The organism is Paenibacillus sp. MT124 (genome assembly GCF_058792755.1).
The window spans coordinates 3,261,752-3,284,639 of sequence record NZ_CM179500.1 but is presented as its reverse complement, the minus strand read 5'-3'; the positions used below and the strand labels follow the sequence as shown (position 1 = coordinate 3,284,639).

Annotated in this window: 24 protein-coding genes; 7 read left to right on the top strand and 17 right to left on the bottom strand. The window is 46.9% G+C overall.

Annotated features, from left to right (window positions below; translation table 11 throughout):
- Positions 1–22 precede the first annotated feature (22 nt).
- Positions 23–382 (top strand): ribosomal protein L7/L12, encoded by a 360-nt coding sequence (locus AC3RCI_RS15000; protein WP_492525180.1) that lies wholly within the window; start codon positions 23–25, stop codon positions 380–382.
- A 134-nt stretch (positions 383–516) separates the two neighbouring features.
- On the opposite strand, the gene AC3RCI_RS14995 is transcribed toward AC3RCI_RS15000, so the two are convergent.
- The 9 genes from AC3RCI_RS14995 to AC3RCI_RS14955 form a co-directional block, all read right to left on the bottom strand.
- Positions 517–1,272 (bottom strand): SDR family NAD(P)-dependent oxidoreductase, encoded by a 756-nt coding sequence (locus AC3RCI_RS14995; protein ID WP_127540066.1) that lies wholly within the window; start codon positions 1,270–1,272, stop codon positions 517–519.
- Between the two features lie 295 nt (positions 1,273–1,567).
- A complete protein-coding gene (poxB, locus tag AC3RCI_RS14990) occupies positions 1,568–3,295 on the bottom strand; it encodes a ubiquinone-dependent pyruvate dehydrogenase (protein ID WP_492525179.1) in 1,728 nt (575 codons plus the stop codon).
- Between the two features lie 243 nt (positions 3,296–3,538).
- Positions 3,539–4,306 carry an SDR family NAD(P)-dependent oxidoreductase gene (locus tag AC3RCI_RS14985; RefSeq protein WP_336780189.1) on the bottom strand — a complete coding sequence of 256 codons (768 nt, stop codon included), beginning with the start codon at positions 4,304–4,306 and terminating at the stop codon, positions 3,539–3,541.
- 116 nt (positions 4,307–4,422) lie between these two features.
- The gene (locus tag AC3RCI_RS14980; RefSeq protein ID WP_336780188.1) at positions 4,423–4,728 is read right to left on the bottom strand and encodes a Dabb family protein; all 306 of its coding nucleotides are present in this window, start codon (positions 4,726–4,728) and stop codon (positions 4,423–4,425) included.
- Between the two features lie 182 nt (positions 4,729–4,910).
- A complete protein-coding gene (locus AC3RCI_RS14975; protein WP_095287054.1) occupies positions 4,911–5,162 on the bottom strand; it encodes a type B 50S ribosomal protein L31 in 252 nt (83 codons plus the stop codon).
- Positions 5,163–5,304: 142 nt separating this feature from the next.
- Positions 5,305–5,571: an HPr family phosphocarrier protein gene (locus AC3RCI_RS14970; protein WP_236146554.1), complete on the bottom strand. Its 267-nt coding sequence runs from the start codon at positions 5,569–5,571 to the stop codon at positions 5,305–5,307.
- A 167-nt stretch (positions 5,572–5,738) separates the two neighbouring features.
- Positions 5,739–6,806, bottom strand: a complete 1,068-nt coding sequence (locus AC3RCI_RS14965) for an NAD(P)-dependent alcohol dehydrogenase (protein ID WP_492525177.1) — start codon at positions 6,804–6,806, stop codon at positions 5,739–5,741.
- A gap of 75 nt (positions 6,807–6,881) precedes the next feature.
- On the bottom strand, positions 6,882–9,023 hold the full coding sequence (locus tag AC3RCI_RS14960; protein WP_492525175.1) for an alpha-glucuronidase family glycosyl hydrolase: 2,142 nt from the start codon (positions 9,021–9,023) through the stop codon (positions 6,882–6,884).
- Complete coding sequence (locus AC3RCI_RS14955) at positions 9,020–11,239, bottom strand: glycoside hydrolase family 52 protein (protein ID WP_492525173.1); 2,220 nt, start codon at positions 11,237–11,239, stop codon at positions 9,020–9,022. The genes AC3RCI_RS14960 and AC3RCI_RS14955 overlap by 4 nt, the downstream gene beginning before the upstream one ends.
- Positions 11,240–11,455: 216 nt before the next feature.
- On the opposite strand from AC3RCI_RS14955, the gene AC3RCI_RS14950 reads away from it, so the two are divergent.
- Positions 11,456–12,370 carry an AraC family transcriptional regulator gene (locus tag AC3RCI_RS14950; protein ID WP_492525171.1) on the top strand — a complete coding sequence of 305 codons (915 nt, stop codon included), beginning with the start codon at positions 11,456–11,458 and terminating at the stop codon, positions 12,368–12,370.
- A gap of 87 nt (positions 12,371–12,457) precedes the next feature.
- Here the strand turns inward: AC3RCI_RS14950 and AC3RCI_RS14945 are convergent, their stop codons facing one another.
- Together AC3RCI_RS14945 and AC3RCI_RS14940 are read right to left on the bottom strand one after the other, a co-directional pair.
- Positions 12,458–13,858: an aldehyde dehydrogenase gene (locus AC3RCI_RS14945; RefSeq protein ID WP_492525169.1), complete on the bottom strand. Its 1,401-nt coding sequence runs from the start codon at positions 13,856–13,858 to the stop codon at positions 12,458–12,460.
- Between the two features lie 99 nt (positions 13,859–13,957).
- The gene (locus AC3RCI_RS14940; protein WP_095287060.1) at positions 13,958–14,260 is read right to left on the bottom strand and encodes an ArsR/SmtB family transcription factor; all 303 of its coding nucleotides are present in this window, start codon (positions 14,258–14,260) and stop codon (positions 13,958–13,960) included.
- A gap of 261 nt (positions 14,261–14,521) precedes the next feature.
- Here AC3RCI_RS14940 and AC3RCI_RS14935 point away from each other — a divergent pair, with 261 nt between their 5' ends.
- The 5 genes from AC3RCI_RS14935 to AC3RCI_RS14915 all read left to right on the top strand — a co-directional run bounded on the left by AC3RCI_RS14935 (position 14,522) and on the right by AC3RCI_RS14915 (position 18,518).
- Positions 14,522–15,190, top strand: coding sequence for a GntR family transcriptional regulator (locus AC3RCI_RS14935; protein WP_492529915.1), 669 nt, complete (start codon positions 14,522–14,524; stop codon positions 15,188–15,190).
- Positions 15,191–15,232: 42 nt separating this feature from the next.
- Positions 15,233–16,300, top strand: coding sequence for a mannonate dehydratase (gene uxuA / locus AC3RCI_RS14930; protein ID WP_095287061.1), 1,068 nt, complete (start codon positions 15,233–15,235; stop codon positions 16,298–16,300).
- Positions 16,297–17,160, top strand: a complete 864-nt coding sequence (locus tag AC3RCI_RS14925) for an SDR family oxidoreductase (protein WP_492525167.1) — start codon at positions 16,297–16,299, stop codon at positions 17,158–17,160. Before uxuA ends, AC3RCI_RS14925 begins: the two co-directional genes overlap by 4 nt.
- Before the next feature lie 224 nt (positions 17,161–17,384).
- Complete coding sequence (locus tag AC3RCI_RS14920; RefSeq protein ID WP_492525165.1) at positions 17,385–18,113, top strand: DUF421 domain-containing protein; 729 nt, start codon at positions 17,385–17,387, stop codon at positions 18,111–18,113.
- Between the two features lie 33 nt (positions 18,114–18,146).
- Complete coding sequence (locus AC3RCI_RS14915) at positions 18,147–18,518, top strand: DUF4363 family protein (protein ID WP_492525163.1); 372 nt, start codon at positions 18,147–18,149, stop codon at positions 18,516–18,518.
- A gap of 71 nt (positions 18,519–18,589) precedes the next feature.
- Here AC3RCI_RS14915 and AC3RCI_RS14910 read toward each other — a convergent pair whose 3' ends face one another.
- From AC3RCI_RS14910 to rpmG, 6 genes are all read right to left on the bottom strand, one after another.
- Entirely contained in the window at positions 18,590–19,297 is a 708-nt protein-coding gene (locus tag AC3RCI_RS14910) for a M50 family metallopeptidase (RefSeq protein ID WP_492525161.1), read from the bottom strand.
- A gap of 45 nt (positions 19,298–19,342) precedes the next feature.
- Positions 19,343–19,819: a hypothetical protein gene (locus AC3RCI_RS14905; protein ID WP_286457376.1), complete on the bottom strand. Its 477-nt coding sequence runs from the start codon at positions 19,817–19,819 to the stop codon at positions 19,343–19,345.
- 167 nt (positions 19,820–19,986) lie between these two features.
- Complete coding sequence (locus AC3RCI_RS14900; protein WP_492525160.1) at positions 19,987–21,135, bottom strand: metal ABC transporter substrate-binding protein; 1,149 nt, start codon at positions 21,133–21,135, stop codon at positions 19,987–19,989.
- The gene (locus AC3RCI_RS14895; protein ID WP_492525158.1) at positions 21,122–22,015 is read right to left on the bottom strand and encodes a metal ABC transporter permease; all 894 of its coding nucleotides are present in this window, start codon (positions 22,013–22,015) and stop codon (positions 21,122–21,124) included. The genes AC3RCI_RS14900 and AC3RCI_RS14895 overlap by 14 nt, the downstream gene beginning before the upstream one ends.
- A complete protein-coding gene (locus AC3RCI_RS14890) occupies positions 21,961–22,668 on the bottom strand; it encodes a metal ABC transporter ATP-binding protein (protein WP_492525156.1) in 708 nt (235 codons plus the stop codon). The genes AC3RCI_RS14895 and AC3RCI_RS14890 overlap by 55 nt, the downstream gene beginning before the upstream one ends.
- Before the next feature lie 48 nt (positions 22,669–22,716).
- Positions 22,717–22,866, bottom strand: a complete 150-nt coding sequence (rpmG, locus tag AC3RCI_RS14885) for a 50S ribosomal protein L33 (RefSeq protein ID WP_036613813.1) — start codon at positions 22,864–22,866, stop codon at positions 22,717–22,719.
- Between the last annotated feature and the right edge of the window lie 22 nt (positions 22,867–22,888).

The following is a 22,888-nucleotide window of genomic DNA, read 5'->3' as shown; positions in this document are numbered from 1 at the left end:
TGAAAGAGAGGCATTCTACATCATGGAGATCAACACCATTTTTTTAATTGTTGTATTACTTCTAATTGTAATACTACTTATCAGAGTAATTAGTCTGCAAAGCCAACTGAATGAACTTAAACGGGATGTGGAACGCATTGAGAATGGTGCTGGCATAACGCAACGAACGCCGCGTTCCTCAGTGGATTATCCTGTTTCATCATCCACCCAGTCATCTTCGTCCGGACACCCAACTGAGTTGTCAGAGCTGGATCAGGAATTGACCCTAATGATTCAACAAGGCAATAAGATCAAGGCCATTAAAAAGCTTCGTGAAGCCAGAAACCTTTCTCTTAAAGATGCCAAAGATTATGTAGACGCATTAGATCGTGCTTCATCCTGATCTGCTTGCTTGTTAACTCTTGAAACCGATGCTGCTAACGTAGCATCCGCAACGTGGTGACAAATATAAAATTGGAGAGTAAAGACAAAAAAGAGGCCCTGTCTACGACAGGACCTCTTTCACTTTATGCAATATTATTGTGCAGTTACTGCGCCGTCAATTGGATACACAGCACCATTAATATAAGGAGCTTCATCACCAAGCAGGAAGGCAACGAGATTAGCGATCTCTTCCGGCTTACCAAGACGTCCGGACGGAATGCTGTCCACGGTTGCTTTGAATACTTCCGGGTTGTCCTTGCCGAATTGAATGACCATTGGCGTCTCGATTGTTCCTGGTGCAATCGCATTGACACGAATATTGTCTTTGCCGTACTCAATGGCGGCTGTACGAGTCAGACCAACTACACCGTGTTTGGTAGCCGCGTAAGGAGCAACTGCCGGAACACCGACAATACCTGCCGTTGAAGCCGTGTTCAGAATGGCACCGCCACCCGTTTTCAGCATTTCGGTGATGACATATTTCAGTCCATAAAATACGCTTCTAAGGTTAATATCGATAATCTGGTCGAACTGCTCAATCGTGTGTTCGATGAGCTTAATACCAGGCCCTGCGATCCCTGCGTTGTTAAAGAACATATCGATTCGTCCGAACTCTTCAACGGTTTTTTTGACATAATTCTCAACGTCACTCGCCTTGCTAACATCGGCCTGTACGAAAATGGCTTTGGCACCAAGCTTCTCAATCTGCTTCACTGTTGCTAGACCAGTCTCCTCGACGAGATCAACAACCACAATGGATGCGCCCTTTTCTGCCAGCTTCAGTGCAGCTGCTTGACCCAATCCACTTCCTGCTCCGGTAATAATGGCTACTTTACCTGTGTGACTCATTCTGATCTCCTCCAGTTGTGTTAGTCATCTTGTCATCGGATCGGCTCATTGCGATAAAAATGTAATTCAACAATTTGCGACATATGTAGGTTAAATCTGACATAAATCCTGCCTGACTTTATCTATTTTAATGGACTTACGACGTAAAAACAAACCATATCATATGAGTACATACTATGATTTGGATCACAACCTTGCCATCTCAGGAAGGAGAGGATTCACTATTCGGTGAATTTACGCTCTCCATTCATGTGAGATGTACTATTGTGCAAGTAGATTACGCATTACACGCACATCATCTGAGCAAGTTGGTTTTGGCAAGCTCGATCAATTCATCGCCACGCCCGTTGAGCACCGCCTTCATCATCCACAACGTGAAACCTTCTGCCTGTTTGATATTAATCTTCGGAGGTAAGGACAGCTCCTGACGATTCACGACAGCATCGATCAGGACAGGTCCATCATGTTGAAGTGCACGTTCCACCGCTCCCTCCAGTTCTGCGGGGTCTTCTACCCGAATACCTTCGATGCCCATCGCTTGTGCAACCATGGCGAAGTTGGGATTCACGAGTTCGGTGCCAGATTCTAGGAATCCTGCCGCTTTCATCTCCAACTCCACAAAGCTCAGCGCACTGTTGTTGAACACGACCACTTTGACCGGGAGATTATGCTGTTTGAGCGTCAGCAGGTCCCCCATTAACATCGCAAGCCCGCCATCTCCAGACAGCGAGATCACTTGTCTTCCCGGATTCGCTACCTGTGCACCTATCGCCTGTGGAAGTGCATTTGCCATGGTACCGTGATTGAATGAACCCAGTAATCTTCGGTTACTGCTCATCTCCAGGTAGCGTGCGGCCCATACCGTAGGTGTACCTACATCACAGGTGAAAATGGCATTCTCCCCAGCAGCATCGCTGATTACTTTGGTTAGATACTGTGGATGAATCGGTTTCTTTCCGGGTTTACCGACAGCAAGTTCATCCAGCTCCTTACGTACCTTCAGATAATGGTCGACACTTTTACGCAGATGTTTGTCATGATGCTCGTGCGTCAGTAAAGGCATCAAAGCCTCAATGGTCGATTTGACATCTCCACACAACCCATAGTCCAGCTTCGTACGCCGACCAAGATGGGATGACTGTATATCGACCTGAAGCACGATCGCATCCTCCGGATAGAATTGACGATAGGGAAAATCTGTTCCAAGCATTAACAAAACATCACAGTCCATCATGGCATGATAACCGGATGAGTACCCGATCAAGCCGGTCAAGCCGACTGAATAGGGATTGTCGTACTCCAGATACTCCTTACCACGCAAAGCGATAACCATTGGGGATTTCAGACGATCACACAATTGCATGAGAGATTCCCGCGCACCAGCACATCCCGCACCACAGAGCAATGTGATTTTTTTGTCCTGATTCAGGTAATCGGCCAATTTCCGCAATTCCTGCTCAGAAGGGTGAACAACAGGCTGTGTCACATGGTATACATGCTCGGGGACAGGCAGATTCGCTGCCTCAAGACCTGCCACGTCGCCTGGAAGTACAATGACGGATACGCCTGAACGCGAGACCGCAGTTTGCAGCGCCATCGTAACCGATCGAGGCATTTGCTTGGCAGTCGTAATGACCTCGCAATAATGACTGCATTCCTGGAAGAGATATTCCGGGTGAGTCGATTGAAAATAATCGCTTCCGATCTCATCACTAGGAATATGAGCAGCAAGAGCAAGTACAGGCACACGGTTTCGGTGACAATCGTACAAGCCGTTAATCAGATGCATGTTTCCTGGCCCACTGCTGCCAGCACAGACTGCGATACTTCCACTGACCTGCGAATCAGCTCCAGCCGCAAATGCAGCTACCTCTTCATGACGAACATGAATCCATTCGATTTTACCCGACCGCCGGATGGAATCCAGTACGGCATTCAGAGAATCACCCACGATGCCATATATTCGTTTAATTCCTGCATTTAATAATGCTTCTACCAGTACATCTGCGATTGTTTTTTTCATAGCTGATCTCCTTTAATCGCTTAATTTGAGTTATGTTTCCACCCGGTTAATATACCTATTCTAATACCCCAATCTTTCGAAAACCGAATCAAAATCATATGTATTTTGGGATATATAAAACAAAACACCCCTAAGCCATTCCGTCTACACGGAGCAAGATTAGGGGTGTTTCAATGAATCATTTCAAACAAGATATAAGTATATAATTGATTCAATTAACACATCTTCTAACACATCTTCAAATCAAATAGCTGGCATCACGTTGCCGCCATTGACCGGGATATAGGCACCTGTAATAAAAGAGGACAGATCCGAAGCCAAAAAGGCTACCGCATTGGCAATCTCCTGATCTTCACCCCTGCGTTTCAAAGGAACTGTACGCGTGTAACCCTCATCATGTCCAGGCTCGCTGTTACGATCACGATCGCTTATCGTCCAGCCTGGAGCGACTTGGTTGACGGTAATTTGATACTCTCCCACTTCCTTGGCAAGGACCCGATACAGTCCATCCATCCCACGTTTCCCAGCGGTATATGCCGATTGTGTCTCAAAGTTCTGCATGGCACATTCCGTGTTAATGCCGATAAATCGACCACCTCTAGCTTCCTTCATGTACGGAATGAATGCCTTGGCGAGATACACACTCTGCAGCACACAAGATTCGAACTGGCTGATGTAGTCTTCGGGAGATTGTTCGAGCACCGTGGTCCATTCATATTGAATAACTGCATTAGCCACCACAATATCAACCCCAGCGACGCCAAGACCAGCCTGAATCTGATCCCGCATTTGCATAGCCGTTTCCTGTTTCGTAATATCTCCTTGAACGATAACTGCCTGTCTACCACCAGCCTCAATCTCTTGCTTAAGTTCGAGAGCTTTCGTTTCATTGTTTATGTAATGCAGCGCAAGATCGGCACCACAACTAGCCAGTGTACGGGCGATGACTCTCCCGAGTTGTCCAGTGGAGCCAGTGACCAGCGCGGTCTTGCCTGTAAGATCCAATTGCATGGCGACAGCACCTCTCTGGTTCTATATCCATAAATGAAAACACTGCAAATGCAGCATGATGACCTAAAACGGTTTCGAAACGTGTCATTCCCTGACCTAATCATTAAAGGCTTATATCATATTCCGTGATTAATCAGATCAATTTCCTGAAAACGACTTACTTCCTTCTCCCAACGCTCCTCCACGTATTTGCGGTGAACCGGGTGCTCATTATAAGCATCATAAGCTGCTTGATCGGCGAAAACCATTGAGAAACTGTAGTCAAACTCATTTTTGGCGCTTACCTGACGCAGTACCTGAAAGTTCTCCACGCCCGGAATGACTGCAAGTGCTTCCGCACTTTCCTTCAGAAAAGCTTCTGCCTCTGATGTATCCTTGCCAGCGTAAAGTGTAAACGTAACCATATGTGTAATGCTACTCATCTCTATTTCCTCCTCCAATATGATTTCACTCATGTCCTAGTTTACCTCTGAATGATATGTAAGCGCAATCCTTAATCAAATTTGTCAGAGTTTGGAGCCTTGTAGACCTGCAAATGATGTTTAAGACATAGAAAAACCCCGGAAACGAACTCCCGAGGTTGATCTTGTCATCTATGGACAAACTAGTTTTTGAGGTTGTATTTACGGTTGAACTTGTCAACACGACCACCGATGTCCACGTTTCTTTGTTTACCAGTGAAGAAAGGGTGGGATGCGGAGCTAGTGTCCACACGGATTACAGGGTAAGAGTTGCCATCTTCCCATTCCATTGTCTCGTTCGAGAATTTAGTCGAAGAGCTCAGGAATTTGTAATCAGCACTTGCATCGTAAAAAATAACCGTTTGTGTCTTTGGATGGATATCAGCTTTTGGCATAATCTATTTACACTCCTTTAAATGGGTACTTCCTTGAATAGAACTAAATTTTATTATACTCTTTTTTTGGACAAAGTACCAGCAGGATTTGAAGAAACGATAAATATTTACCTATTCGCCACAATCTGCACCTGATCACGTTCTAAGTTATTCCCTTCTCCAGTACATCCAGCATGTACTCCAGAGCCTCCAATTCATCTCTTCCTCGCGTCTGCAATCTGACTATACTGCCATGACGAATCGGAAGAAGCGCCATGCCAAGCAGGCTTTTGACATCTACACGATGCTCATGCTCAGACTCAACAAACGACAATGAAATATCCGAGGCAAAACGTGACGCTTGAGAAGATATAGACATCAGATCATCCCGGTGAAAATCAGAGTGAATCGTAAATTCATGTGTTCTCACAACCTTCAGTTCCTTTCGCTAAGTAGCTTACCAACCAGAGTGGTTTGTATCCATTTATATATTAAAATCTCCATGAATTATACCATGTTATGGGAGCTTGTATAATCATTTATTTGGTGAAAATGAAAAAAAAGAAGTCCCTGAATCGGGACTTCCTGAGTAGAGAATTACTTGCCGTTGGGATAGACCATCACTTTCAGACTGCCGCTCTTATTGTGAAGAGCTCGTTCCATCGCTTGTTGAGTTTCATCCAGTGAATAACGATCCGTGATCAAGGACAATACATCGTGCTGACCGGAGCTCAGGAATTCAATTCCCGCTGGATAGGTGTTGGCATAGCGGAATATCCCGTATATATCAACCTCGTTATCAGCAATAAAAGGAACATTCAGTGCAATCTCATCCTGTGCCGGCAGGCCTACAATGGCAAGTTTGCCTCCCCGCCGCAGTGAATACAATGCAGATTGGAGCGCTTTGGGATTCCCCGCAGTTTCCCAAGCCGTATCCACACCGATTCCATTCGTTAACTCTCGAATGACCGTCTGTGCATCCTCGTTTCTCACATTGATCGTATGCGTGGCTCCCATACGCCGAGCAGCTTCAAGCCGAACTTCCTCCAGGTCCGTAACGATAATTTTGTCGACTCCAAATGATTTTGCAGCAGCGACAGCCATCAGCCCAACAGGTCCCATGCCCATGATCGCCAGCGTGGTTCCTGGAGCAAGTTTACTACGACGCGCAGCGTGAATACCTACCGAAAAGGGCTCATTCATGGCAGCTTCCTCAAAGGACAGATGATCCGGGATTGGAAAAACCATATCCTCACGAATGGTCATGTATTGTACAAATGCACCATCCACAGGCGGGGTAGCAAGGAATTGTACATCTGGACACAGATTATAGCGTCCTTCCTTGCACGCCACGCAGCGTCCACAAGTAACGCCTGGTTCGATGGCAACCCGGTCACCCGCCTTCAAGCGTGATACGTTCGAGCCTACAGCAGCTACAATACCTGCACATTCATGCCCCAGAATAATGGGCTTTTCCACTACAAATCTGCCGATTCTTCCGTGTTCAAAATAATGCACATCCGACCCGCACACGCCCACTGCCATGACCTGAATCAGAACTTCGTCCTCTGCAGGCTTCGGTACAGCCTGTTGTTCGATGATGATTCGTCCAGGTTCAGTCATTACAGCTGCTTTCATAGTCTGGGGTATTTGATGCTGTCCCATTGGATTTCGCCTCCTCTTGGTTGCCAATGCTGCTCTTTCATTCAATAAAAATGGTATGTGTAGCTGAATTCTCTATTAATAAATGGTTCGTCCCTGCTCATCCTCAATACCACTCTTGCGATAGAAGTACGTATTAATCATGTCCCGCCATTCCTTGGCATGTTCGGCCTGATTATCCTGACGCAGAGCTACGGTTTCGAAAATTTCCGGGTCCACTTTACCTTCAAGCTTTCTCCAGGTTTCCGCTAAAGCTTGCGCCTGTTCCGCACCCTTGAAGTGTGTATCATAAATGTGCTGAATGACGGTCTTGCCAGAATGCAGCACATGCGTATAAGGAACATGGTGGAAGAATAACAGCAGCTCATCCGGACAGGTCGTGACATTTTCATATCGTTCCGCATTTTCAGTATGATACTGCGATGTATAACCTGTACCGCTCTGTACGGTCCGATCTACTCCAATGCCCTTACAATCTGCGAAGTGATACGTTCCCCACTTGGAATATTCATAACCGTCCACATTGGGGCCATAATGATGATCCGGATTAACCATCCAGCCTACTCCGAGCGGTGCCGTATAATTTTCATAGATGCCCAGAGAGTCCAGAAGCATGCCAGTGATGAGACGAACAACCTCTTCGTCGTGCCCAAACGTGAGTCTAACCCATTCGTCAGCAATCTCTTCGGAAGACAGTTCGGGATTCCAGGCGAGTCTACCATAACCGTACAAATTGGCCTGAGCAAGTGGATGTCCTGTCCAGCATGCATCTGCACCAATATTCGAAACAGCGGCAAAACCACTATGAGGTCTGTTGTACAGGGAACCATCCGCAATACGTTTAACTTCCGATCCTTGTCCCTTCGCATAGGTGTCGAAATCCAATACTTCTTTCCACTGTGGAATCAGATAACATAAATGCCGCTGCTGACCTGTATATTCCTGTGTGATCTGAAATTCGAGTACCTGATTGGTCTTATCCATCGCTCCGAACAGCGGAGATACAGCTTCCCTGACCTGAAAATCCATCGGACCATTTTTGATCTGCAAAATGACGTTATCTGCAAACCGGCCATCCAAAGGCTTAAAGTGGTCATAAGCAGCACGTGCACGGTCTGTGGATCGATCACGCCAGTCCTGCTTGCAGTTGTAGACGAAACAGCGCCAAATAACCAATCCACCAAATGGACGAAGTGCTTCAGCTAGCATGTTCGCCCCGTCTGCGTGATCCCGATTGTAAGTGAATGGACCTGGGCGATTTTCGGAATCCGCTTTGATCAGGTATCCGCCAAAGTCAGGGATGGCCGCATACACTTTGGCAGTCTGAATGTTCCACCATTCTCGTACTTGTTCATCCAGTGGATCTGCGGTAAGCAATCCGCCGATCTCCATTGGACTTGCATAGTTGGCGCTTAAGTATAGTCGAATACCATACGCTCTGAATGCAGAGGCCACACGAGCTACATCACTCAGAAATCGTTCTGTCAGAAACAATGTTTCGCGCTGGTGCACGTTGACATTGTTGATGGAAAGGGCATTAATGCCAGTCGAAGCGACCAATCGTGCGTAATCCCGAATGCGTACGTTATCTTGCGTGAATTCTCCATTTTCATAAAAGATGGATTTACCGGCATATCCGCGTTCAATGCTTCCATCCACGTTATCCCATTGATTAATCATCCGCAGCGCATTCCGTGGCTGCTCAATCACATGACTCCACTTATTCGGAGATGTATCCACTTCACTTGAACTCCCCTGTGCCAGTACCAGCTCTCTGAGCAAATGGAATGTACCATACAGTACACCTTGAGGTGTCTCAGCACCAATGAAGAGTCTGGCTAGTTCCTCGTCTTCACGGATGACGAAGCCTTCACCTTGAACAGCGGCACGTTCACTCTCGCTGAACGCCTCTGCAAGAAGTGAATTGCCTGCCCACGTACCAATCCAGATACCAGGATCATGGGAAGCCTGTTTATCCGTAAGGTCGGTACCGGATAAGACTGTTATTGGTTTCTCACCGAACAATCTCTCCAATCCTAGTGTAAGCTCCTCCAGAGCTGTAGCAATGACTTCATGCTTCTCTATAGTAATTATACGTTTCACCCAAGCAGGAACCGTCTGACTTGCAGTACCCTTACGACTGTATTCACCAGAGAGATATCCAAGCCACGCATCATACTGCGGGCCAGCTAAGTTTTGTTGAACGATTGAACGATTCATCGTACTGCCTCCTTGCTAGCATAGATCTGTTCCAAACGTGTACCTTTGCCTTCCAGCAGCCAAAGGATGGATGTTACTCCGCGCGGGTAATATTTGCTGCCTACGGCAACGCCCGACAGGATCTGGTCACTCCAGCACCAGTAAGACTCTTCGGGGTGCAGCAGCCAGTTCACATGCGCGGCATCGGATGCCTGCCCTGATTCATCCCATTCCATGCCCAGTATTTCTCTAGTGATAAACTGGGACAGATAGATTTTGCTTAACCACGAGTTATTACTAGTCGAGGACAGCTTCCATCCCCCATCTTCGAATAGACAAGTACCTGGTACTAGAACGGTCTTCAAATGGGTTCGGAGTGCCTGCAGGTAAGAACCAAACCGGCCATGTTCATCCAGTGCACCTTCACAGCCTGTAAAGTAAGGGAATACCAGCCCCTCTATAGCCGGGATGATACGGGAATCGTTATTCTCTGCAATAACAGCCGGGATGTAGCCTCCTTCCGTCAACTGGGCTGCAACACTCGCGGCACAGCGATCAGCCTGACGTCCGGCCTGAAGGGAGAAATCCGAGAGTTTCTCCGCGGCAAACAGCTTTTCAAGAGCCACATATACAGCCCAGCATTTCCCTGCCAGATAAATATTGTTACGGGATTGACCGAGTGACACATCAAGGCTGTCATACGTCGTAATTTCTGCTCCGCCCTTCGTGCGGCTGCTATCCAGTCCCATCAGACCGTTCCGCTGATCTTCATCCGGGTGATCCCGGTTAAGCATGCTTTCGAAGCAATCCTGAATTACAGGTAGCATCTGCTTCACAAATTCCTGATCCTGGGTTTGTTCAATGTAGACGGTTGCACAGCACAGCCAGTTCACAAGCTCTTCATGACTCATCTGGGAAAAGCAATCATCTATTCCCACTAACTCATAGGCAGAATGTCCTGGACGGGAGAACACATTCGCCACACCAATATCATGGGTGAAGGTCAAGCCACCTGGGTACAATTGATCTTCCCCGGGGAAGCGAACCTGATCGGTATAGCTGTAACGTTTCACAAACCATTCAAGCTCGTTGCGTACGGTCCAAGGGTTCAGGGCAAGTTCAAAATATAACTGATCTGCTGTCAGATCAAGGGTGTTCATCATCCGGTACTCGCCTTCATTGACAATCCAGAACGGTTCTCCATCTGCGTCCAGCAGCTGCGTGCTTGCATAATAACTATGGATGGAATGGGCGAGCATAAATGCCTGATCATCCGACAGTGAGCTGGTACCCAGACGCTGTTCTGCTTCCTCACAAGATGATGTCAATGCATCGAAACGATCCAGGGCATACTGGCCAGCTTCCTGGATATCCGCGAAATACCGGGTATACCAGTACGTCGTATCCAAACCGGAAGTGACGATGCCACCGCGGTAAAAACAAACTGCGAAATGATATGTACGTTTCTCTCCAGCAGGGACTTCCATTAGCAATGCGGCTGTGCGACCTAATCCAAAAGCCAGATTCTCCACATGTTTTTCCTGCAGGATTTTATCTAACGTGAATCCAAGTGCAGGGTACAGTCCATCATCTGCAGACATAATCGCTGTAAGCCTTCCTTGTCCGACACCCGTGAGCTTTCCGCCCTCGGGTCCGCCGATCATGCGCATTGCCGAATACGGATCATTACCCTGGTATCCGAAATATGCTCTTCGTGACTGCTGCCCTTGCGTGTTATCAATCGTCATCTCCACGAGAACCGCTGGAACCAAGGCATCTTTTAATTGTTCAATATCACCATGCTTCGGTTCAGGTACAGGACGAACTGGCGAATAGATCCGGAAAGTCAGATCTCCCGCTGTCCAGGTGTCTGTACCGGACTTGAATTCACGTGTAATTTCTTCATCACGAAATGCTGCAATGAGCGGACGCTTCGATCGGGTTGAAGTATGTGCCTGGGACTGTGTTTCAGCTCCCTCTTCTATTCCGTTTTCTGCATTGTCCAGTTTCTCTACATCGTAGCGAACACTCTCATCCTCGGTCGCTGCAAAAAAAGGCAGTGCCTCATAATGTTCGCCATCGCGAGATTGTAATCCTATATATATATTTTGGTCTGCAGGTTTTCCCAGCTCCAGGCCGAGTCCCCCCTTGGCACCTTTGTATCCAAGTGTAAAACTTGCAAAAGCCCCGATCGGTGAGTGGTGGGCGTTATAAAAGATTGATTTGGATGTGCTCATGAACGATGACCCCTCTCAATATGGTTTGCATGCGTTTTCATAGCCTCATCCTAACATGCTCATTCCGCCCTAGACCATGGACAAATCAATCGGATATTTACCCAAATCAAGCTGGTCGTTTATAATGGAATAAAGCGATTACATTTATTTTCGAGCATGCCAGCCTTGTAAGCTGACTGCCCAATTAATTTGTTTCTATTATAAAGGAGGTCTCCGATGTCTTCTACTTATTTGCCTCCCGCTCTGGGTGAAAGTGTACATGAGGTCTTCTACCCGGATGTACAAACCACCGTCAATCTTTTTGCCATTCATCTGCGAAGTGTTGGTGCGGACTGGAATTATCCGGCACATGAACACCCGCAGTATGAGCTGAACTATGTAACAGAAGGTGTGCAGCTCATGTCGGTGAACGGACAAATGTACACACAAAAGGCTGGCGAACTGCTCCTCATTCCTCCAGGAAGCGTTCATTCCAGCCAGAGCCAGGACGGTCAGGGATTTACCTATTTCTGCATGCACTTTGATATCGATGATCAGTTGTTCCTCTCCTTGCTTGCCCGAATCAAGCAGACCCTCTTCCATGCAGACAATCCGGTTACATTAAAGATTGAGCCGGTTTTGAGCAAATTAATGAATTCTGCAAATGAAGAATCGACACCGAATACAATGGTTCAGCGCATGCAGCTGCAATCCGCTGTATTCGAATTATTCGGGCACTTGTGGGAAGCCGTCTCTCAGGAGGCAGCGCATCTGTTCTCCGAAGGATATGAACGGATTGAGCTCGCTCATCAGATCCGGAATCGACTGCAAGGGCTGGTAAACCAGCAATTTAAGCAAGGCAATGAAACCGACAGCCACTACGGAATTGATGACATTGCTACTGAACTGGGGATTAGCTCTTCTCATTGTAACCGTGTGTTCAAGCAGGTATTTGGTCAGTCTCCGCGCGTGGCGCTCTCCGAGATGGTTTTGCACGAAGCAAAGGTCCTGCTTGGTAATCCGAAACTGTCCGTTCAAAGTATCGCTGCAATGCTTGGTTACAAGGATATCGCTCACTTTAGCCGTCAATTCAAGCGTTGGTCAGGCATGTCACCGTCTCAATTCAGACAGGAACAGCTTGCTCCACAGTGAGTCTGTCACAATGTAAAGCGAAATAGATGAATATGAAATCCCTCTGCTGATGCAGCAGTACTTATTGCAACAAACTATTTCAACAAACTATTTCAACAAACGCTTGATTGTCTTCAGCTTGCCATCGTACGGCGGGTACAAAATGGACAAATTCAATTTCGTGCTCTTTTTGAGCACGCTTTTCATATGTGAGAAGGTTTCGAGGCTGTACCGCCCATGATAAGAGCCCATACCGGAATGTCCTACACCGCCAAATGGCAGCCGTGGATTGGCTACGTGAGTGATCGTATCATTAATACACCCGCCTCCAAAAGAAACCTCGCTGAGCACTTTATCCTGAAGCTGTATGTCTGATGTGAACAAATAAAGTGCCAGCGGCTTCGGACGCTTCAAGATCCCATCAATGGCTTCATCAATGCTGCGGTAACTGATTATAGGCAATATCGGTCCGAAGATCTCATCTTCCATGGTGGCTGTATCCCAGGATTCAGCGTCAATCAGTGTCGGTGCAATATAGCGATCCGCTTCATCAGAGTGACCGCCATAGATCACTTTGTCCTGGTCCCGTTCAATAAGCTTCGTTAATCTTCTGTAATGAGCCTGATTGACGATGCGCCCATAATCGGGATTATGCTGAATATCTGTACCGAAGAAGGACTCTACAGTTGTTTTCATCTCCGAGATCAGCTGCTCCTTCACTCGTTCATGCACAAGCAAATAATCCGGAGCGATACAGGTCTGTCCCGTATTGAGCAGTTTACCCCATATAATGCGTTCAGCAGCAATTTTAATGTCAGCTTTCTCGTCGACAATGACAGGACTTTTCCCACCAAGCTCCAGGGTAACAGGAACGAGGTTTTTGGCAGCGGCCTCCATGACGATTTTACCTACCGATACACTGCCCGTAAAAAAGATGTAGTCAAACGGAGCATTAATTAGTGCCGTCGTTGTGTCCTTGGCACCTTCTACGACTTGTACATAACCCGGCTCGAATACCGAGGCGATTATTTCACGAACAACGGCCGAAACGGCAGGTGTGTTTTCAGAGGCTTTGAGCACCGCGGTGTTCCCAGCGGCAATCGCACCAACCAGAGGTTCTATCAGGAGCTGAAACGGATAGTTGAAAGGTCCGATAATGAGCACGGATCCATATGGCTCAGGGATAATGTAACTTTTGGAGCCGATCAGAGCCATCTGCGTTTTTACTTTAACGGGTTTGACCCAATTTTTTATTTTCCGTATCGTGTGTTTGATGCTGTCCATCATAAAACCAATTTCGGTCGTGTAGGATTCAAACTCACTTTTACCCAAGTCCTGATGCAGCGCTTCGGTGAGTTTGGACTCATAGTTCTGAATAGCCTGCTTCAGCTGGGTTAAACGCTCAATTCTAGTCTCCGCTGAACGCGTGGCCCCGGAACGGAAAAACTGGTGCTGCTGCTCCAAAATCAGCTTAACCGCATGACGATCTAACTCCTGTAGGGTACTCATATCTTATGTCTCCTCTACTTATATTGATGAAACGTTTAAACAAACGAACGTATTGAATGGAAGACTACACATGCTTAGTCGTTTTGATTCATTCGTTGTCTACAGACACTCTTTCTCCAACGCAGCAACCAGTTCTTTCAACAGTTCAACGGATGGCTTCAGGGAAGCGGAATAATACCGCTGGGTACCCTTCTGTTCCACGGAAATAAGCCCTTTCTCAAGCAGTAACTTGAGATGGTGAGAGATGGCTGGTCTCGACAGACTGGATTGTTCTGTAATCTCGTTTACGGTCATCTGACCCCGCTCGGTTAGGATTAACAAAATATTTTGACGGTGGTTATCGCTTAGGACTTGGAATAATGGAATGCAGGACTGAAAGATACTTATCGCTTGTTGACCCATATGTTCACCTCAATCTACTCAATCATTGTATACATTCACATGCATTGGTTTAAGAGTTTAAACCTATCGATCCCTATTTTACCTCTACTCCAGATAAAACTCAATTATTCATTCATTATTCCATTTGAAATGTGATAAAAGCGCTTCCACACTACCATACAAGTATGGTAGTATGTCATTGAAGGAGTTGAAGTTGTGGAATATATCCCAAAGTTTTCGTCCAAAGCCGGTTTGTCGTCTTCCCTAAACGGTCTGTCGTCCATGAATAAGCAAGCCTCCTCAACCCGGGATGTCGTCTATGTTACTTTGAAGCAATTGATTCTAAGTTTAAAATTGCCTCCCGGCATGGCTATCTCCGAGAAGGAAATATCGCTGGAGTTTCAGGTAAGCCGTACTCCTGTTCGAGAGAGTTTTGTAAGACTGGCACAGGAAGGTTTGCTTGAAGTATATCCGCAGCGCGGTACGTATGTTTCTCTTATACAGGTAGACCTCGTTGAAGAAGCACGCTTCATGCGTGAGCAGCTGGAACGGGCCGTGATCCGGCTTGCATGCGAGCACTTTCCGGATCAGGAGATGATTTTATTGGAGCAAAACCTTGCTCAGCAGCAAGCCTGTTTGCTGCAACCGGACGATGAACGAATGTTTCAACTGGATGAGGAATTCCATAGCACCCTTTTTGCAGGATGCAGCAAAAGCAAAACATGGACCGTGATCCAGCAAATGAATGTACACCTCAATCGAAGCCGAATGCTTCGTTTGTCTTCGGATCATCAGTGGGATCATCTGATCGAGCAGCACCGGTCCATGGTGGAGGCCATCCAGCAGCATGATGCCCAGACGGCAGAACGAATTATGCAGGAACATCTTCACCTGACCGTCACAGACCTGGCCATCCTTCAGAGTACATATCCTTCCTATTTTCAACAATGACATGTCTGGCTTTTTCTAATTACACTTGATGAGGTGAACGTGATGAAAATGGTTTTTCGCTGGTTTGGCGAAGGCAATGATACGGTGACGCTGGATCATATTCGGCAGATTCCGGGAGTGGAGGGCATTGTGTGGGCACTGCATGATGTTCCGGCAGGCGAAGAATGGCCCATGGACAAAATTCTGGCTGTCAAAGCGGCAGCCGATCGTGCAGGATTGCATTTGGATGTAGTAGAAAGTGTCAATATTCATGAAGATATCAAGCTGGGCCTGCCTACTCGGGACAAATACATCGACAATTACAAAAAAACGATGGAAAAACTCGCTCAGGTCGGCGTAAAAGTAATCTGTTACAACTTTATGCCCATCTTCGACTGGCTGCGTACGGATCTTCATAAGGAAATGGAAGACGGATCCACTGCTCTCTTCTATGAAAGCAGCAAGCTCGCAGATATTGAACCACTGGAACTTGTGCGGCGCATAACCGAAAATTCCGCCTTAACGATGCCAGGCTGGGAACCGGAACGATTGCAGTACCTGACGGGTCTGTTCGAAGCTTATAAGGATGTGACCGAGGAAGATATGTGGGAGCATGCCCGATATTTTCTACAGGAGATCATTCCTACGGCTGAGCGTCTTGGCATTCGAATGGCGATCCACCCGGATGATCCACCATGGCCTATTTTCGGTTTACCAAAAATCATTATCAGCCAGGATAACCTGCGCAGATATCTGAATCTTTATGATAGCCCTTACAACTCTGTAACCCTGTGCAGCGGATCTCTTGGAGCTAACCCGGATAACGATATTATTGGTATGATTCATGAATTCCGTGACCGGATTCCGTTTGCCCATATTCGTAATGTCAAAGTGTATGATAACGGTGACTTCATTGAGACTTCACATCGCAGCCAGGATGGGAACGTGGATATTGCAGGTGTAGTTGAAGCTTACCACGACATTGGATTTGAAGGTTATGCAAGACCCGATCACGGGCGTCACCTCTGGGGCGAACAATGCAGACCTGGTTATGGTCTGTACGATCGTGCTCTCGGTATCATGTATCTCTGGGGTGTCTGGGATTCGCTACAAAGGAGGACAAAAGCATGAGCGACTATGTATTTGAAACATCTTCCCGTCTGGAAGGCAAAATAGCGGTAATTACAGGTGGTGCTGGCGTCCTCTGCCGATCCATGGCCGAAGAACTTGCTCGTCACGGGGCCCGTGTGGCCATTCTCAATCGTACGGTTTCCAAAGGAGAAGAGGTTGTTGCAGCAATTGAAGCAGCTGGCGGAACGGCCATTGCCGTTGCTTGTGACGTAACCCAAGTGGACAGTGTGAAGGCCGCCGCGGCAACGGTACAGGAAAAGCTGGGTCCATGCGATATCCTAATCAATGGCGCAGGCGGTAATCACGCCAGTGCCAATACGACGAATGAAATTTTCAGAATGGAAGATCTCGAGCAGCCTGATGTCACCACATTCTTTGACGTCAGTGTGGATGGGTTCCGCCAGGTCATGGATCTGAATTTTGTGGGCTCCCTTATTCCTACCCAGATCTTTGCAAGACAAATGATTGATCGAGATGTGCCTGCAACAGTCATTAATATCTCGTCCATGAGTGCACCTTCGCCGATGACCAAAGTGCCTGCGTACAGTGCAGCCAAGGCTGCAATTAACAATTTTACGCAATGGCTGGCAGTCCATCTTGCCGAATCGGGAATCCGGGTTAATGCCATTGCACCAGGATTTTTCCTTACGGAACAAAACCGGAATTTGCTGCTTCATCCAGATGGCTCTCCTACTGAACGTTCCAGCAAAATCATAGCACATACGCCAATGCGCCGGTTTGGGAAGCCTGAAGACCTGCTGGGCACGCTCATGTGGCTTGCGGATGAGAAGCAGTCTGCATTCGTCACCGGCACGGTTATACCTGTCGACGGAGGTTTTATGGCTTATGCTGGCGTCTAATGGCCTGATTGATCTTTCTATTTAGGCAACCTTAATAATAAAGCGCTAAAAATAATTATTAACATGCAAAAAGGACCCGAAACCAGGTGCGTAACCTGGTTTCGGGTTTTTCATATTCCGAATAAGATCATCCAGCCGAGGAAAAGCTTGTACTAGTCAACAATAACCACTGGCAGCTTGAAAGTGATGTTGAAGTACGCCAAGTGTAGGAAGGTGATACATACATGATGGAAGAAACATGGGTTGTAGCTGTACGCTCCATAATTGCTTTTTTGACCCTGATCATCTATACAAGAGTGCTCGGCAAACAACAAATGGGTAACCTCACGTATTTCGATTATATCAATGGTATTACCATTGGTTCCATTGCGGGAACCTTCGCTACTGATTTGTCTTCCAAGGCATGGATTCATTTTGTCGCGCTTACCATTTTTACAATCATTACGATTATCTTTCAGTACATAACACTTAAAAATCGAACGATCTCCAAGCTGATGGATTCTGATCCTACCGTAGTCATACAGAACGGTAAAATCCTTGAACAGAACCTGCATAAAATGCGAGTGAAATTCGATGAATTGACCATGATGCTGCGTCAAAAAGACGTATTTGACATCACGACACTGGATTATGCAATCCTTGAACCGGATGGCAGTCTCTCCGTTGTTTTGAAACCCGAGAATCAGCCAGTTACAGCCAAGGACATGCATATGCATCCTCCAAAAAGCAAACTTATGACCGAGCTCATTATTGATGGTGTCTTGATCAAGCAAAACCTGAAAGAGAGAAACAAGGACCTGAATTGGCTAACTGAACAGTTAAAAAAGAAAAACATTACGATCCAGGACATTGCTTTTGCGGCAATTTTGCCTAACGATAAATTGTATGTCGATCTTTTCGAAGACCATTTTTCAGAAAAAACGGATATGGGTGATTATAAAGGACCCTTCTAAATTTTCTTTTACTATCTGCATGGAGGCGGTTGAATGAAAACACGTTTCTGGTTGCTGTATGTACTACCCATATTATTGCTTGTTCTGTTTGTAGCCATCATGGCCACAGGGTCATTTCTCAAAAAACCATTTGGTACACAGGATCGCTTGCTTGAATCCGTACAAACCTTGGAAAAGCATGTGGAGAAAAAACAGTGGACGGAGGCCAAGTCTCAAATTGAATATGCAATGCAAGCCTGGGAACGTATCGTCAATCGTATTCAGTTTAGTGTGGAACGTGAGACCATTTACGACATTCTGGGTACCCTTGCACGAATTAGGGGAGGCGTTGCCGCTGAAGATGATCAGGCGATTATGGAGGAGATTTATTATTTCTACGTCCTATGGGAGAATCTCGGAGATTAGTGGTATAAAAATAACAAATGATGCAGAAAGGCACCTCCTTTATCGCAAAAGGAAGTGCCTTTTGAACGCATTTAGGCGTTTCGCGAACGTACACCACGTGAACGTTGACTGCGTGATGTACCTTCTTTGCGGAAAAACAGACTCAGCGCCCCCTTTGCACACCACAGCGCAAACAAGGCAAAGAGTGTACCCCAGAACAGGGCTGGCAGGAATGTCTGTTGAGCCAGATTTGCTGCATCCCCTGCCCGTGAAGGCTGTGTCCAGGACATGAAACCGACGTACATGGCACTAACCACAGACTCTTCCAGGGTCAAGAAAGCGAGCAACAAATAGTAGTACTTCACGATTTTAGCGCCAAAGATCATAATTACGACATTCAGAGCAATGAAACCTGTAAGCCATAACATGCCGAATTCTCCTCGTACATATAACAAAAGTGAAACCAGCGCTACAGCAGTTATGATACCCAGCCCCCACAACTGCAGCCCTTTTCGGTATAGATAGAATAACAACCATGCAAAAAGGGAGGCCGTGACATACCCTGCCAATGACACCAGAATGGATCTGCCTGGTGTTAACATGGATGAGTATGTGACACCGCTGTGATCGGCGTATAATTCGATTCGTAATACTTTCCCAGATAACAGCAGGGTCATTAAAGCATGACCGAATTCATGAATCATCGTGTCCAGATTCCGGAACAACGAAGAAAACGGAATAAAACGTGTTAGAAAAACGGAAGCCACCAAAAACAATATGGTTTTGAGCCATTTATTCAATGCCGTGTTCCCTCCCCATCACCGACTAACATGCCCATCGTTATACTACGTATCAACCCTCTTCTCGTTTCTCATGGAGAAGTGGGCTGCACAATATTCCATCCACCAGCAGAAGCTGCGATTATGCCCAATGAAGAAAGAAGACAAATCATAACGTCCCTTCTCGACCTCAAGCGTAACGAGCAGGCGATTCCGCATATGCTTCAGTGCATATTGTACGAATTGATCGGCGGTTTCACTTTGCACTAGTGTAACATAGGCATATAACGAATGGTCTATCGGTTCATCTAGCGGACTCACTCCGGCACATGAAAACTCGGTCCCAACACCGGCCTGCTGAAGTGAGGATAAGGCTTCAAGCAGTTCCGCATCTATTTCTACACCGTTCCACAACACCGTTCTCTTCGCAGACACGGTATATTTATCACGTTCCGTCCAGTGCAGCAGCTCCTGCTTGCGTCTTCTCCACAGATGAGGCGGCTGCTGACTTAGCAATACTTCATGTTCTTCACTTAGACCCATAAGCTTCTCCTCCTACCCCCATTGGTCCTCCGATAGCATCTTACATCACGAAAAGAGCACATCGCTGTGCTCTCTGCGTGGCAAAAGGCAAAGGAATGGCACGGCCATTCCTCAGCATGTTGTACCATTGTACCTTTTTCGATGAATGGTATCAAATGGGTTTTAATTTATTCATTCAGAGCCAGTTTGAGGGCCTCCAAATTCTGCTCCATTACACCAATGTAGTCCAGACCTGCAGCCATTTCCTCCTCGGTTAATCCTTCAATGGGATTCAATACGGCTGTTTTGGCGCCCACTTCACTGGCGATGGTTTCGGATACTTTGGAAGATACTAGTGTTTCGAAGAAAATCGTTTTGACCTGATGTTCCTTGGCAAAATCGATTACAGAGGCCATCTGTGCTGCAGATGGCTCTTGCTCGGGAGACAACCCGGCGATAGGTACTTGCTGCAGACCATATTGCTGTGCAAGATAGCCGAAGGCTGCATGCTGTGTAATGAAATCTTTCCGTTTGCTGTCGGCTACAGCCGCTTTAAATTCTTGGTCAAGTGTCTCCAGCTTGGCGATGTAAGCATCCGCATTTTGCTTGAATTGTTCGGCATGTTCCGGTGCAGCTTGTGCCAGCCCGGCTTCAATGTTCCGCACTTCCTGAACAGCCAGAACAGGTGATAACCAAACGTGTGGATCAAGTCCGCCATGATCATGTGAATGCCCTTCTTCTGTGCTGGCATCATGTTCATGGTCATGTTCTTCTGTCGTCGCTTCATCTGCATGTTCATGGTCATGCTCTTCTGCAGCAGCTTCTTCCCCGTGCTCGTGATTATGGTCATGCTCTTCTGTCGTTGCTTCATCTGTATGATCATGGTCGTGTTCATCTGCACTAGAGTCCCCATGATGATGACCATCTTCTACGCCTTCAAGCAGATCAATGCCTTGGCTTGCTTCAACTTGTACCAGCTTGTCATTACTCAGACTATCCTTTACTTGATCGATCCATGATTCCATGCCAGCACCATTATAGACGAGTACATCTGCTGTCTCGATGCTTGCAATATCCTGAGGTGTTGGCTCCCAGTCATGAGGCTCCATACCAGCAGGAACGAGTGTATGTACATCAGCCAAATCTCCTGCTACATTTTTGGTGAACTCATACATCGGATAAAAGCTAACCTGCACGTTCAATTTTTTCTCAGTTGCCGCAGGAGTACTTGTTGAAGCTGCATCCGAATCGGATGCGGGTTTGGTTTGTCCGCAACCTGCTACAATAAGTGTGAGACTGAACAACAGTCCCATTGCTGATTTTTTACTGAATTTCATGTGGTGTATTCTCCCTTGATTGTATTAATATCCTTGCGCGCTGCTGTTTTACTTCCTTGCGGTGCCGTTTACGATTGTATAGTTGAATCAGCTTTTGTGCTGATATTCCGGTCAATAGAAAGGCCAGCAAAATGAGTGCGATCGTCCCGCCTGGCGGTGTATTCAAATGGTAAGATGTCGTCAACCCGCCAAAAATGCCGATTAACCCGGTAATGACGGCAATGACCAATGCAGCAGCGAAGCTGCGAGAGATTCGAAGTGCCAGCGCAGCTGGCAGCACAATTAATGCGGATACAAGCAGTACGCCAACAATCGGCATGGCCGAAGCAACCGTTAGACCTGTCAATACGGCGAAGGCAAACGATAAACCTATGACCTGAACGCCTCCAATAGAGGCTGTCTCTTCGTCAAATGTCAAATTATATAACGGTCTTCGTAGTACGATGAAAAAAACTAACCCAATGACGCATACAGCTGCCATCATCCATAACTGAACATTGCTGACTGCAACGATGGAACCGAACAGATAGGAACTGAAGGTCTTGGACAAATTTGTTTTCAGACTCATAAGCACCACAGCCAGTGCCAGGCCTGAAGTCATGATAATCGCCACTGGCACTTCACTATAAGTACGATAGCTTCTCCGCAGCTGTTCGACCAATAGCGCACCAATGACAGCAATCGCAAACCCGCAGATTACCGGGTTGAGATTCATGACCGAACCAAGGGCCACACCCGCCAGAGAAACATGGGACAGCGTATCGGCCATCAGCACCTGCCTCCGAAGCATCAGATAGACACCAAGAATTGGAGCAATAATGCCAATCAGTCCGCCTGCCCAAAAGGCTCGCTGCATGAATTCGTACTCAAACACTGCCATTCCTCACTTTCTTGACGCTCCAGGGTGATCGTCCGGTCCAATCGGTTGCCCATCTCTTCAAGGCCATGGGTGACCATGATAATGGTCAATCCATGGACATCTGCATAGTGGCGCATCAGATCATAGAAACCTTCCCGGCTGCGGCGGTCCATGCCAGTTGTCGGTTCATCCAGAACTAGAACTTGAGGCTGACCTGCCAGAGCTCTGGCGATGCAGATGCGCTGCTTCTGTCCACCTGACAGCGCACCTACCCGTGTATTGCGATATTCCCACATGCCGACTTCCCTAAGACTGCGTTCGACTACGGCTTCCTGTTCGGGTGTGAATTTTCGAAATAGACCAAGCTTGCGATAACATCCGGATCGCACCAGTTCAATGACTGTACTGGGGAACCCACTGTTGAATGATGCCACCTGCTGGGGCACATATCCGATCTCCAGTTTGTTGACATTGTTGTTCTGAATATTCATATGTACCGTGCCGCTCCAGGGCCGTAACAGCCCCAGCAGCAATTTCAGGATGGTTGTCTTCGCCGAACCATTGGGTCCGGTAATGCCTACAAACTCGCCCACATGAATATCCAGCGATAATTGATCAATGACGGGTTCTTTGCCATATCCAAAAACCACGTCGCGCATGGAAGATAGAATCATGGTAGGTCCTCTTTTCGTAAGTATTACGATTTAAAAACGACAAAAAAATTATCTCGTTTCCCGGTGAATCGTCATTTTCTTCAATCGTGGTGAATATTTTTTCATTTCAAGACGCTCCGGGTGGTTACGTTTGTTCTTCGTCGTGGTATAGTTGCGATCCCCGCACTCTGTACATGCTAAAGTTACAATGACTCTCATGGTTGTGACCTCCTTTTATTTA

Coding starts and splice junctions, on each gene's coding strand:
- AC3RCI_RS15000 (WP_492525180.1), top strand. CDS start 23: ATGGAGATCAACACCATTTTTTTAATTGTTGTATTACTTCTAATTGTA.
- AC3RCI_RS14995 (WP_127540066.1), bottom strand. CDS start 1,272: ATGAGTCACACAGGTAAAGTAGCCATTATTACCGGAGCAGGAAGTGGA.
- poxB (WP_492525179.1), bottom strand. CDS start 3,295: ATGAAAAAAACAATCGCAGATGTACTGGTAGAAGCATTATTAAATGCA.
- AC3RCI_RS14985 (WP_336780189.1), bottom strand. CDS start 4,306: ATGCAATTGGATCTTACAGGCAAGACCGCGCTGGTCACTGGCTCCACT.
- AC3RCI_RS14980 (WP_336780188.1), bottom strand. CDS start 4,728: ATGAGTAGCATTACACATATGGTTACGTTTACACTTTACGCTGGCAAG.
- AC3RCI_RS14975 (WP_095287054.1), bottom strand. CDS start 5,162: ATGCCAAAAGCTGATATCCATCCAAAGACACAAACGGTTATTTTTTAC.
- AC3RCI_RS14965 (WP_492525177.1), bottom strand. CDS start 6,806: ATGGGACAGCATCAAATACCCCAGACTATGAAAGCAGCTGTAATGACT.
- AC3RCI_RS14960 (WP_492525175.1), bottom strand. CDS start 9,023: ATGAATCGTTCAATCGTTCAACAAAACTTAGCTGGCCCGCAGTATGAT.
- AC3RCI_RS14955 (WP_492525173.1), bottom strand. CDS start 11,239: ATGAGCACATCCAAATCAATCTTTTATAACGCCCACCACTCACCGATC.
- AC3RCI_RS14950 (WP_492525171.1), top strand. CDS start 11,456: ATGTCTTCTACTTATTTGCCTCCCGCTCTGGGTGAAAGTGTACATGAG.
- AC3RCI_RS14945 (WP_492525169.1), bottom strand. CDS start 13,858: ATGAGTACCCTACAGGAGTTAGATCGTCATGCGGTTAAGCTGATTTTG.
- AC3RCI_RS14940 (WP_095287060.1), bottom strand. CDS start 14,260: ATGGGTCAACAAGCGATAAGTATCTTTCAGTCCTGCATTCCATTATTC.
- AC3RCI_RS14935 (WP_492529915.1), top strand. CDS start 14,522: ATGAATAAGCAAGCCTCCTCAACCCGGGATGTCGTCTATGTTACTTTG.
- uxuA (WP_095287061.1), top strand. CDS start 15,233: ATGAAAATGGTTTTTCGCTGGTTTGGCGAAGGCAATGATACGGTGACG.
- AC3RCI_RS14925 (WP_492525167.1), top strand. CDS start 16,297: ATGAGCGACTATGTATTTGAAACATCTTCCCGTCTGGAAGGCAAAATA.
- AC3RCI_RS14920 (WP_492525165.1), top strand. CDS start 17,385: ATGATGGAAGAAACATGGGTTGTAGCTGTACGCTCCATAATTGCTTTT.
- AC3RCI_RS14915 (WP_492525163.1), top strand. CDS start 18,147: ATGAAAACACGTTTCTGGTTGCTGTATGTACTACCCATATTATTGCTT.
- AC3RCI_RS14905 (WP_286457376.1), bottom strand. CDS start 19,819: ATGGGTCTAAGTGAAGAACATGAAGTATTGCTAAGTCAGCAGCCGCCT.
- AC3RCI_RS14900 (WP_492525160.1), bottom strand. CDS start 21,135: ATGAAATTCAGTAAAAAATCAGCAATGGGACTGTTGTTCAGTCTCACA.
- AC3RCI_RS14895 (WP_492525158.1), bottom strand. CDS start 22,015: ATGGCAGTGTTTGAGTACGAATTCATGCAGCGAGCCTTTTGGGCAGGC.
- AC3RCI_RS14890 (WP_492525156.1), bottom strand. CDS start 22,668: ATGATTCTATCTTCCATGCGCGACGTGGTTTTTGGATATGGCAAAGAA.
- rpmG (WP_036613813.1), bottom strand. CDS start 22,866: ATGAGAGTCATTGTAACTTTAGCATGTACAGAGTGCGGGGATCGCAAC.